Source organism: Pseudomonas sp. MF4836, assembly GCF_002018875.1.
Lineage (GTDB): Bacteria > Pseudomonadota > Gammaproteobacteria > Pseudomonadales > Pseudomonadaceae > Aquipseudomonas.
In genome coordinates this window covers 609,850-620,590 of the sequence record NZ_MVOL01000002.1, presented here as the reverse complement: position 1 = coordinate 620,590, position 10,741 = coordinate 609,850, and the positions used below count along the sequence as shown (strand labels likewise).

The window sequence follows — 10,741 nt, the reverse complement described above, 5'->3', positions numbered from 1 at the left end:
GCAATCATCCATTCACTGAAAGTGAGTCAAATCAAAAGAACATGTCGAGGCGGAAATACACCGGATGTTCTCGTTTCTCGATCAGGCCGGGTCGCTCCAGGGATCGAGCAAAACTGACCGAAGCCGCCAGGTACTGGCCGCGGGCGTTGAATTCCAGGGCATTGCCGGTCATGCGCCCCTTGGCATCCGGGTTGTAGCGCCCGCCCTTTATCACGCCAACGTCATAGGCCAGGGCCGCCCCGTACTCATGCACGAAAGGCAGCAGCGGCTGCCAGGTCACGGCGCGCCGCCAGCGCAACTGGTTGCGCCAGTAGCCACCGCTGTCGCCGGACAGGCTCTGGTCTTGAAAGCCCCGTACTGAACTGACCCCGCCCAGGCTGATTCGTTGCGGGCTGAACAACACGTCTTCGCTGCGCTGACCAGTGGCCAGGCTGTCGAAGCTGAAGTTCTCGTCCCACAGGCGAAACGGCTGCAGGTAGCTCAGGGTCAGGGTGTATTTGTTGTAGCGGGCCACGGGCTCGCTGCCGCGCGGGTGGCCGCTGCCTTGGGCATCCAGGGCGCCGATGCCCTGTTGCCAGCCGATATCGGCGTTGACAAAGGCGCTGCCGATACGCCGGCCGTGGTTGAAGCCCAACTGGGTTTCGGTGATGCGGTTGCTGGACACATCGATAAAGTTGTCATCGATGTAATTGCGCGTATGCAACTGGCTCAGGCCAAGGCTCATGCCGGTCTTGCTCAGGTTGTCGCGGTGCAGCACACGCTCGGCGCGCAGTTGCTGGCTCTTGCTCACGCCATCGAATTCGACAGCAAACCCGGCGTCGTCGTTGCGGGTCCGGTAGTAGCTCTGGCTGTAGGAATAACTGAGGGTCCACCAGCCCCAGGGCAGGCTGTAGTAGAGGCTCTGGTTGTCGGAGTGGCGCCAGCGATCACTGACCGCATCCTGATTGGCGCGCAAACTCAACTGGTCGGCCAGGCCCAGCGGGCTGTCCCAATCGAGACCGACGCCCATCTGCTGCTCGCCGGTGGTTTTATCGCCATCGTTGTTACGGGTCGCCGAGACGCGCCAGGGCTTGAGTCGTTCACCCTTGAGCCCGACCCGGCTGCCGCCCACCTCGTCGCCGGGGGCCAGCTCAAGCTCGGCCTGGCGCGAAGGCAGGCGCGTCAACTGATCGACCAGTTGCTCCAGTTCCCGCAGGTTCAACACGTCCCCCACCTGCCCCGGAAAGGTCATCGCCAACTCCCGGGAACTGGCCAGCGCCGAGCTGTCCAGGGACTCGAGGCGGCCTTCGACCACGACGATCTTCAGTTCACCAGTCGAAAGGTCCTGGGCCGGCAGATAGGCACGGGTGGTCACATACCCGCGTTCCAGGTAGTGATGGGTAATGGCTTTGAGCAGGGTGTTGATCTGGCCGACCGACAGGCACTGGTTGCGATAGGGCGCCAACAAGCGGTCACGATCGCCGGAGCTCAAGTGTTCGGCACCGTCCAGCACCACGGTCTTGATGGTGAAGCAGCGCTGTTCATCGGCTTTTTCGGTGGGTGCAGGCGGCAGGGACTTACCCGGCAGCTGCTGGAGTTCTTCGAGACGTTTTTGCTGCTCTTGCAGCAACTGCTGCTGGCGATCACGAATCAGGTCGCGATCGCCCGGGGTCTGCACCGGGGCAGCCTGGAGCATGGAAGTGAACAGAGCACAAAACGCTACTACAGGCGTGATGCCAAAACGTGACATTCATTCAATTCCCTTGAATAACCGACGCAGAAAACCGCAGCGCCTATCAGGTGTAATCCAGCACCTGCTTTTGAAGGGAAAAGATATTAAGGCGTTAAATCCGTTACATGACAGAAATACGACGAGCGGCTACAAGGCTTATTGCCACTAGTGCGTCGGCAAAAAAAGCAGCTGGGAGCACGCCGGACGAGGTGTTTTGTATCCAAATAGACACATCGGATTTTCCCCTACCCATTGCGCCCTGCCGCTCTCGCTGGTGGGCTTTTCATAGCCGGGCCTATTGAAAAACCTCCTGCTTCGGCGCCCGTTCTAAGGCGAATGAAACGCCTGCATGCTCGAACCGGGCATGTCATCGATCAGCACCACCGGAATGCGTTGATTGGGCTGGGTGATGTCATAGACATGCTGCTGGCAAGCCGTGTCGTTATCGACCCTGGCGAACTCCACCAGGTAGACCTTTTGCTTCTCCGGCACAAAGGTGCTGCCCAACGGCCCGCAATGGCTTGAGGTCGGCACGGTGGGAATGGACACCGGCTTGTCTTCCCACTTGTTCTTCTGCGGGTCGTACACCTTCTGCACTGTGCTCTGATACTCATAACCCGGCGCCGGCTGAGTGCCCGAGGTTTCCCAATAGCCCAGCACCTGCAACTTCTGGCCCGGCTGCGCCGGTATTTCAAGCTGGGGGAAGTTCTTGTGCACGGCGCTCTCGAAGGTGGCGAACCAAGCCCCCAGCTTGCCGCCCAGAGGCTTGGACGCGGTGCCCAGTTTTTCGGGACGCGGGTCCGGATCGTTTTCGCGCCTAACCGAAAACTCCACTGCGCTGACACTCGTCGACTGCATGATCACTTTTGCGTGCTGTTCATCCACCGCCACCTTTTTCTGCTCCAGCATGATGCCGTCGTTCCAGAGCGTCGGGGCGGAACTGCGGGCGTGAAAATCACACCCCAGCAGCGACAGGGGCAGCAGCATCCATACGATTTTCTTCACCGCGTATTCCTGGGTAGAGCAATGAGCGAGCGGGACCCGCACGCCTCATCGCAGACAATGACAAAGCGCCACTACGGCGCCGAATCATAACCAAAGGGATAGGTCGGGATGCAGGGATTTGGCGAAGGGACTTGAACCTCGGCCAAGGCCTCCGACTGCGGCAACAGCAGAGGCCTGAACCGGGGGGATTTACTTGTTCTTGAGGCAGGTGCTCATGAAGGTTTTGCGCTCATCGCCCTTGAGGGCCTTGGTGGTGGCGTCGGCGTTGCAGGTTTTCATCTTGTCTTGCTGAGTGGGCTTGGCGGCTTTCAGGCAGGTGCTCATGAAGGCCTTGCGCTCATCACCCTTGAGGGCCTTGGTGGTGGCGTCGGCATTGCAGGACTTCATCTTGTCCTGCTGGGCCTGTTGGGCAGCCGTTGCGGCAAACCCCTGGGAACACAGCAACAGGCCCACCATCAACAACGGAATACGCAGCATCTTCATGGAGTTTTCTCCTGGTTACCGCGCCGATCGGCACGGCCTCCAGCGCAGTGTAGACAAACCCGGTTACACCTTCACCTGTTCTGCAAACTGGTCCGCCGGTATTGCTCGGGAGTGCAGCCGGCCTGGCGCTGGAACATCGCGATAAAAGCTGAAGCGCTGCTGTAGCCCATGTCGAATGCCACTTCCTGGACGCTGCGGGCACTGTCCAGGGCCTCGATCGACGCCAAAAAGCGCAGGCGCTGGCGCCACTCGCCAAAACTCATCCCCAGTTCCCGGACAAACTGCCGGGCCAAGGTGCGTTCGCTGACATGGATCTGCCCGGCCCAGTCGGCCAGCGGGCGGTTGTCCCCCGGCGCGGCCTGCAAGGCTTCCAGCACCCCGAGCAAGGCCGGGCTGCTGGCGTAGGGCAGATAGCAGTCATGCACCGGCGCCTGTTGCAGTTGATCCAGCACCACCTCGGCCAGGCGCTGGTCAGCCGCGCCGTCGGGTATCTGCACGTCGCGCACGGCAAAGTCCTTGAGGATGGCCTTGAGAATATCGCTGATGGCCAGGGTACAGCCCTGCTGCGGCAGCGCCTCGCACAACTCGGGCACCAGGCACACGGCACGGTAGGTGATCGGCTGCGGGCTGTAGAAGCTGTGCTCGGTGTGGGGTGGCACCCAGATGGCGAACTGCGGCGGCGACATGAAGCGGCTGCCTGCGATCTCCATGTGCAGCACGCCATGGGCCGAATACTCCAGGCAACCCCAGGGATGCCGATGCTCCAGGGCATGGCTGTGGGCATGAAAGTGCGCATGGCGAAAGTACAGCGGCGCCGGCAGGCCGCTGAAAGGCAGCAGCTCGATATGTTTTTTGCTCATGCTGTCCGGATTCAAGGGCGGGTTGTCTGTTTCGAAGTATAAGCATTTATCCAGACAGACGGATAATCCCTCCTCATCAACGTTATGGCTGTTCTCATGCAATACGCTTATCCCTTGCTGGCGATTCTGATCTGGGCCGGCAACACCGTGGTCACCAAACTGGCGGCCGACGCCATCTTCCCGGCGGAGATCGGCTTTTACCGCTGGCTGCTGGCCGGGCTGCTGTTCACCCCGTTCATGCTCAAGCCGGTGAAGCAGCATTGGCCGCTGATCCGCCCGAACCTGGGGCGGATTTTCATCCTCGGGGTACTGGGCATGGCGGTTTACCAGAGCCTGGCCTACTTCGCCGCGAGCCGCACGTCGGCCACCAACATGGGGATCATCCTGTCGCTGATGCCGCTGATGTCGCTGGCCATGGCCATTATCAGCCTCGGCCAGCGCCTGACCGCCGGCGCGCTGGTCGGCGCCTTGCTGTCATTTGCCGGGGTGCTGGTGGTGGTGTCCGCCGGCAGCCTGGAGACCCTGCTGCAACATGGGGTGAACCTGGGCGACGCGATGATGCTGATTGCCACCCTGGCCTACGCGATCTACAGCACCTTGCTGAAAAAATGGCAGCTGCGCATCCCGCCCCTGGTGCTGCTGTACCTGCAGGTGCTGGTGGCGGTGCTGGTGCTGTTGCCGTTGTTTCTGCTGTCCGAGAAAGTCGGCCCGACCCTGCGCAACATTCCTCTGGTGCTCTATGCCTGCCTGCTGGCCTCGATGCTGGCGCCCCTGGCCTGGATGCAGGCCGTGTCGCGCCTGGGGCCGAGCCGCACCACGCAGTTTTTCAACCTGCTGCCGCTGGTCACCGCACTGATCGCGGCCGTGGTGCTGCACGAACAATTGGCCCTGTACCACCTGGTGGGCGGCGTTCTGACCCTGGGCGGGGTGATTGTCTGCGAACGCTGGACCACCGTCATCGGCCGTTCGCCGCAACCGGCCTGAAGCGGCTGCATCCCCCAGGCACAGGCTAGACGCCCGCGGCCTTGAGACGCCGGGCATGTTCGACAAACAGTCGCACCGGTTCGGCGCCCTTGCCCACCAGCCCCAGGGACTGGTTGACGATATCGAAATGATCCAGCGGGTATTCGTCGCCGATCACCGTGCCCAGGTGCGAGCTGTAGCGCCCCACCATGCCATCGCAGTGCCCGGCTTCCCGCACGAAGGTCCTGGCGAACAGCCGGCAACTGCGGTTGGTGCCGTCCAGCAGATTGCGCCCGCGGTCGGTCTTGCCGGGCTGCAAGGTCCCGGACCAGGAGTAATAGCGCACGCCGTCGACCTCTTCCGCCCCCTGGCCGCCCCAGGTATCAGGCAAGCCCTGGGGGTACTGGCGGTTGAACAGGGCCACGCCCTCGCTGGTCAACGATTGGTGCGCCGCCGGCACATCCACCGGCAGCCGCGGCCCGCGATAGCCGGTCTCCAGCAGGCTCATCAGCGCTGCAATCAGGCGCAGGGCAACACTCAGCAGTCGCCCTTTGGCGGTGGTCGCCGGGTAGTGTTTCTCCAGGTAGTCAGCCAGTTCCGAACCATGATTGGGCCCGGCCACCGAAGTCACCGACGCCACCCAGTCGGGGCGTTTGGCCGCGGCATAACGCGCGGTCAGCGAGCCTTGGCTGTGGCCGATCAGGTTGACCCTGGCCGCTCCGGTTTCCTGGCGGATGGCTTCAATCCGCGCCAGCAACTGCTCGCCGCGCACCTCACTGGAGTTGAGCGGCGAAACCTGCACCGCAATCACGGTCGCACCACCCCGGCGCAAGGCTGCGACTATCCCGTACCAATAGGGGTACAGCAGCAGGCGGACAAACCCCAGCATGCCGGGCACCAGGACCAGCGGGTAACGCGTGGCGAGCTCTTGAGACATGCGGCGACGTCCTTGTGCGAAGGCAGCGGGGCTGGCTGAAAGCTAAACCATAACCAGGGACATCGTCAGCCCCCATGACGCTTTGGCGACACGCTGATGACAGCCCTGTTGCCCACCCGGCTGCTTAAGCCTGACCACCCCCGCCTCCATCAGCCCCACCAACCGCAGCAACATCCTGGCCAACACTGCCTTCTCAGAAGGTTTGCGCCAGGGCCAGCAAGCGCTGCTGCGCCTCTGCGCAGGAACGCTGAAAACCCTCGCTCTCCGACTCCTCACCCTCCGCGGCAACCACCGTGACGTTCTCGATACCGATAAAACCCAGGGCGGTACGCAACCAGCGATCCGCGTGGTTCATCGCTTCATGCTCGCCTCCCGGACCAAAGCCGCCCCCGCCACGACTGGTGACGATCAACACTTTCTTGCCCTGAACCAACGGCTGGTACTGAGCCACGCCGCTGTCCTGCAGGGTGTTGAACGTCAGCCCCAGGCGCACAATGTGATCGACCCAGGCCTTGATCCCGCTGGGCACGCTGAAGTTGTGCATCGGCGCCGCGATCACCAGGCGCGAGTGGCCGAGCAGCTCCGCCACCAGCTCATCGCTCAAAGCCAGGTCCGCCTGCATCGACAGCGGCCGCGCCTCGGGCTGTGGATAAAACGCCGCGGCGATAAAAGCCTCGCTGACGTGGGGCAAATGCCCGCGTCCGACCTCGCGCCGGGTGAGATGCCCCTGGGGGTTGGCCGTTTGCCAGGCCTGGAGAAAAACCTCGGCCAAGCGCCGGGTATGGGAGCGCTCGCCCCGTGGGCTACCGTGAACCGCAAGAACTGTATTCATCTCATCTGCCTCATGCAGGTTGCTGATTGCGGCCTTGAAACCACGGCCTGTCCGCGCTAAATCTATTAGCCAAACCCTGCTTCAACAAATGAGCAGAAATCCTTTCAGATGAATTTAAATCAATCATGGAGCCTTGGATGTTTGCTCACCTGCCTCTCACCGCCCTGCGCACGTTCGAGTCCGCCGCGCGCCTGCTGAGTTTCAAGGCCGCCGCCGAAGACCTGTCGGTGACGCCCACCGCGGTGTCACACCAGATCCGTAGCCTGGAACACTGGCTGGGGGTGGCGCTGTTCGAACGGTTGCCGCGCCAGGTGCGCTTGACCGAGCCCGGCCAGCGCTTGTTCCACAGCCTGCATAGCGCCCTGCTGGAGGTGACCCAGAGCGTCGACACCCTGCGCCCAAAACCCAGCAACACCCAACTGACGGTCTCCACCACCGCGGCCTTTGCCGCCTTGTGGCTGGTGCCGCGGCTGGGGCGTTTCTATGCCCGGTATCCCAACATCAGCGTGCGCCTGGATAGCCAATCCGAGGTGGTCGACCTGCAACAGGATGCGAGCATCGATGTGGCGATCCGCTACAGCCAGGAGGGCTACCTGAACCTGCACGGCCTGTGCCTGTTCGACGAGCGTTTCGCGGTCTATGGCGCCCCGCAGCAAGTGGCCCAGGCCCACCAGCAGCAACCGACCCTGATCAGCGTGCACTGGCGCAACTCCCGGCTCTATGCCGACGGCTGGCAGGCCTGGTGCGCCCTGGCCGGGGAAAGCTGGTTCGAGCACCAGCCGCTGATCCGCTCCTACGACGAGGAACAGTACGCCCTGCAAGCCGCGATTGCCGGTCAGGGCCTGGTCCTGGCCAGCAACATCCTGGTGTCACAGAGCGTGGCCGGCGGCCTGCTGCAGCCCTACCGGCCCGAGGTCCAAGTGGACGGTGCCGGCTACAGCGCACTGTGTGTGCCGGGGCGCGAGCGCCATCCGCCGGTGCGCGCCTTTCTCCAATGGCTGCAGCAAGAATCGCTGCTGGCCGGGCATCCACCCCTGGCGCGCAGTTGACCGCCGGACACATCCGATAAAACTTTTTGCAGCTCCCGAGACTCACACCCAAGGTAGCGATCAGGCCGACAGAGCCTGGCGTCAATCGGATTAGCCTCCAGGAGATCGAGATGAGCGACATGCATTTATCTGATGTAAACACCCTTCGCGAACGCGCCCGCCAGCATGTGGAGAACGGCGCCGTGACCGAAGGCTACAGTGCCGACCGGGAAGAGATCCTGCGCCTGCTCAACGAGTCGCTGGCCACTGAACTGGTCTGCGTCCTGCGCTACAAACGGCACTACTTCATGGCCAACGGGATCAAGGCCAGTGTCGCCGCCGACGAATTTCTCGAACACGCGAACCAGGAAGCCGAGCACGCCGACAAGCTGGCCGAACGCATCGTGCAACTGGGTGGCGAACCGGAGTTCAACCCCGACCTGCTGTCCAAGAACTCCCATGCCCAGTACGTGGCCGGCAATACCTTGAAAGAGATGGTCTACGAAGACCTGGTGGCAGAGCGGATCGCCGTCGACAGCTACCGCGAGATCATCCAGTACATCGGCGACAAGGACCCGACCACGCGTCGTATCTTTGAAGACATCCTGGCCCAGGAAGAGGAACACGCCGACGACATGGCGGATATCCTGGCCGACCTGTAAGACCTTGCCTGTAAGCCGCTTCTCGTAATACCGCAGCCAGCTCTCCGCAGCTGGCTGTTTTCGTTTGGGCGGGTTACTTGGTCGGCTTGACCGTGACCGGTGCCTTGCCCGAGCGCATCTGATCCAGCAGCGGCGCGCACTGGTTCGGTTCGCCCCCGCTCGGCGCAACCAGCGCCAACAGGCCCGCCGCCGGCCCGGCAATCACCCCCAGGGCAACCATGCCGGCACCGCGCAGCATCAGCGGCACCGCCTTGACCCCGGCGCTCGGTTTGATGAACGGGCCCTGCACATAGAGCGGCGAGCGCAGGGAGAACAGACGCAGGCCCTTGGATTCCGGGGTGATGGTCAGGTCGAGCTGCTCGCGGGTCATGTTTGCCGTGCCATCGATGTAAATGATGGCGTTCTCGGTGTCGAAGACGAACAGGCGCGAGGTGGCCAGCCCGCTCTTGATCCCGAAGTCGGCGGCAGCGCAATTGATCTTCACTTCCTTGTCGCCGAACATTTTCCCCACCACATAGTTACCGACGTTGAGCCCGGCGATTTCCATCAGGCTGCGGCTGATGGCGCCATCGTTGATCAGCATCTTCAGGTCACCATTGGCGGTCCCCAGCAACGCGGCCACCGAATTGCCGGTGCCGGAGATATCGGCGTCGCCATTGAGCTCGCCGAAACTGGTTTTCATCGGTTCAAAGGTCGGGAACAACTGCTTGAGCTTGAAGTTGCGCGCCGTCAGCTTGGCCTGGCCCTGCAAGGGCGTGGCCTGGCCATTGAGGCGGATCTGCGCATCGAGCTTGCCGCCGGCCACGCCAAAACGCAGCGGCTCGAGGCTCAGGTGCCCGTCATTGAGCACCAGGTGGGTATAGAGGTCGGTGAACGGCAGGTCGGCACTGTGGACGATGCGCTTGCCGGTGAATTCGACATCGGCGTCCATATCGCGCCAGCGTTCGGTGCGGAACTCCTCCACCGGCAGCACTTTGTCCGCCGGCTGTTTGCTTTCGCCGCCCCGGGCCTTCTGCTTGGCATTGGAGTCGGCACCGATCAGCGGCGCGAGGTCGGCGAACAGCAGTTGGTTGGACACCAGCGCCCCGGTGAGCTTGGGCCGCGGCTGGCTGGCGACATAGGCCAGGTTGCCATGGATGTCGCTGTCGCCGATCTTGCCGTTGAAGTCCTGGTACTGAAAACTCGCGCCGGCCGGGTCATGCAGCTTGGCAATCAGGTGGCCGTCGGTGGCATAGGGCGGCGAATCCGGCAGCGTGACGCCGGTCAGCGGGTACAGGTTGCCCAGGCTGCTGCCGGCCAGTTTCAGGCGCAGATCAAGCGCCCCCAGGTTCAGCGGATCGGTCAGGGTGCCCTGCAACTCAACGCTGGTGTCGGCGATCTTGACCTTGGCCTGCAACGGGAACGGCTTGGCCGCGTCCTGCAAGGCCAGCAGCCCGCCGATCTTGCCGGTGCCGGTCAGTTTCTGCTGATGGTATTGACCTTTGACCTTCAACGCGAAGGCATAGGCCTGGGGCTCGGCGCCTTTTTCCTGGACCTTTTTCGCGGCCTTGTCGCCGACGATATCGCTGAATGGAATTGGCTGGCCCAAAGGGTCGATCAGCAGGTCGAGCTGGGTTTTCAGGCTCTGGTCGTCGAGGGTCACGTGGCCCTTGTCGAAACCGATGGCGCCGATGTCCACCACCCAATTGGAGGGCTCGGCGTTGGGGTCCTTGGGGTCGAACTTGAAGGTCCAGTTGGCGCGCCCGTCGCCCAGCCGTTGCAGTGCGGCATTGGGTTCGGTCAGGTCGATACGCGGGATGTGCACGCGCTGCGCCAACAGTGCCAGGGGCGAAATACGCAACTCGACACGCTTGAGAGTGACCATCTGCGGGGCCTTGGACCAGTCCGGATTGCCCAGGGTCAGGTCTTGCGCCACCACATGCGGCCACGGCACCCAGGCCCGCCAGCCACCTTCGTCGGGCTCGCGCTGCCAGATCACCGCCAGGTCACCATTGATTGCGAATGGCCGATGCAGCTCCTCGGACACCTTGGCGTTGATCTGCGGCTTGATCCGGTTCCAATCGAAGAAGGCAATCAACAGCACCAACACGGCCAATAGCAGCACCAGGATGGCGGTGGTCCAGGCGAAAATTTTACGAGTGCGCGTCATTGCACAGGGCTCCTGAATACGACGAGGCGCGCGTAGGACGGCGCCTTGGATGAAATGCCGGACAAAAATGATCGGCCATGAAAACTACGACTGATAAAGCGCTCTCAGGTT

General features: G+C 62.5%; 10 protein-coding genes. 3 read left to right on the top strand and 7 right to left on the bottom strand.

The window, feature by feature from the left end:
* Positions 1-31: 31 nt before the first annotated feature.
* From MF4836_RS06130 to MF4836_RS06115, 4 genes are all read right to left on the bottom strand, one after another.
* Positions 32-1,729, bottom strand: coding sequence for a ShlB/FhaC/HecB family hemolysin secretion/activation protein (locus MF4836_RS06130; protein ID WP_078469589.1), 1,698 nt, complete (start codon positions 1,727-1,729; stop codon positions 32-34).
* Positions 1,730-2,038: 309 nt separating this feature from the next.
* A complete protein-coding gene (locus tag MF4836_RS06125) occupies positions 2,039-2,716 on the bottom strand; it encodes a hypothetical protein (protein ID WP_178102914.1) in 678 nt (225 codons plus the stop codon).
* Between the two features lie 189 nt (positions 2,717-2,905).
* Positions 2,906-3,199: a PsiF family protein gene (locus MF4836_RS06120; RefSeq protein WP_020298724.1), complete on the bottom strand. Its 294-nt coding sequence runs from the start codon at positions 3,197-3,199 to the stop codon at positions 2,906-2,908.
* 71 nt (positions 3,200-3,270) lie between these two features.
* On the bottom strand, positions 3,271-4,059 hold the full coding sequence (locus MF4836_RS06115; protein WP_078469588.1) for an AraC family transcriptional regulator: 789 nt from the start codon (positions 4,057-4,059) through the stop codon (positions 3,271-3,273).
* A 96-nt stretch (positions 4,060-4,155) separates the two neighbouring features.
* On the opposite strand from MF4836_RS06115, the gene MF4836_RS06110 reads away from it, so the two are divergent.
* Entirely contained in the window at positions 4,156-5,043 is an 888-nt protein-coding gene (locus tag MF4836_RS06110; RefSeq protein WP_078469587.1) for a DMT family transporter, read from the top strand.
* A 25-nt stretch (positions 5,044-5,068) separates the two neighbouring features.
* Here MF4836_RS06110 and MF4836_RS06105 read toward each other — a convergent pair whose 3' ends face one another.
* Positions 5,069-5,959 carry a lipase family alpha/beta hydrolase gene (locus tag MF4836_RS06105; RefSeq protein ID WP_078469586.1) on the bottom strand — a complete coding sequence of 297 codons (891 nt, stop codon included), beginning with the start codon at positions 5,957-5,959 and terminating at the stop codon, positions 5,069-5,071.
* A 193-nt stretch (positions 5,960-6,152) separates the two neighbouring features.
* A complete protein-coding gene (locus MF4836_RS06100) occupies positions 6,153-6,791 on the bottom strand; it encodes an FMN-dependent NADH-azoreductase (RefSeq protein ID WP_078469585.1) in 639 nt (212 codons plus the stop codon).
* Positions 6,792-6,928: 137 nt separating this feature from the next.
* Between MF4836_RS06100 and MF4836_RS06095 the strand changes: the two genes are divergently transcribed.
* Together MF4836_RS06095 and MF4836_RS06090 are read left to right on the top strand one after the other, a co-directional pair.
* A complete protein-coding gene (locus MF4836_RS06095) occupies positions 6,929-7,840 on the top strand; it encodes a LysR substrate-binding domain-containing protein (RefSeq protein ID WP_078469584.1) in 912 nt (303 codons plus the stop codon).
* Between the two features lie 110 nt (positions 7,841-7,950).
* On the top strand, positions 7,951-8,481 hold the full coding sequence (locus MF4836_RS06090) for a ferritin-like domain-containing protein (protein ID WP_020298718.1): 531 nt from the start codon (positions 7,951-7,953) through the stop codon (positions 8,479-8,481).
* A 73-nt stretch (positions 8,482-8,554) separates the two neighbouring features.
* On the opposite strand, the gene MF4836_RS06085 is transcribed toward MF4836_RS06090, so the two are convergent.
* On the bottom strand, positions 8,555-10,630 hold the full coding sequence (locus tag MF4836_RS06085) for an AsmA family protein (RefSeq protein ID WP_078469583.1): 2,076 nt from the start codon (positions 10,628-10,630) through the stop codon (positions 8,555-8,557).
* Between the last annotated feature and the right edge of the window lie 111 nt (positions 10,631-10,741).

Excerpts from the sequence above, each read along its gene's own strand:
- MF4836_RS06130 (WP_078469589.1), bottom strand. The coding sequence starts at position 1,729 with ATGTCACGTTTTGGCATCACGCCTGTAGTAGCGTTTTGTGCTCTGTTC.
- MF4836_RS06115 (WP_078469588.1), bottom strand. The coding sequence starts at position 4,059 with ATGAGCAAAAAACATATCGAGCTGCTGCCTTTCAGCGGCCTGCCGGCG.
- MF4836_RS06110 (WP_078469587.1), top strand. The coding sequence starts at position 4,156 with ATGCAATACGCTTATCCCTTGCTGGCGATTCTGATCTGGGCCGGCAAC.
- MF4836_RS06105 (WP_078469586.1), bottom strand. The coding sequence starts at position 5,959 with ATGTCTCAAGAGCTCGCCACGCGTTACCCGCTGGTCCTGGTGCCCGGC.
- MF4836_RS06085 (WP_078469583.1), bottom strand. The coding sequence starts at position 10,630 with ATGACGCGCACTCGTAAAATTTTCGCCTGGACCACCGCCATCCTGGTG.
- MF4836_RS06095 (WP_078469584.1), top strand. The coding sequence starts at position 6,929 with ATGTTTGCTCACCTGCCTCTCACCGCCCTGCGCACGTTCGAGTCCGCC.
- MF4836_RS06090 (WP_020298718.1), top strand. The coding sequence starts at position 7,951 with ATGAGCGACATGCATTTATCTGATGTAAACACCCTTCGCGAACGCGCC.
- MF4836_RS06100 (WP_078469585.1), bottom strand. The coding sequence starts at position 6,791 with ATGAATACAGTTCTTGCGGTTCACGGTAGCCCACGGGGCGAGCGCTCC.
- MF4836_RS06120 (WP_020298724.1), bottom strand. The coding sequence starts at position 3,199 with ATGAAGATGCTGCGTATTCCGTTGTTGATGGTGGGCCTGTTGCTGTGT.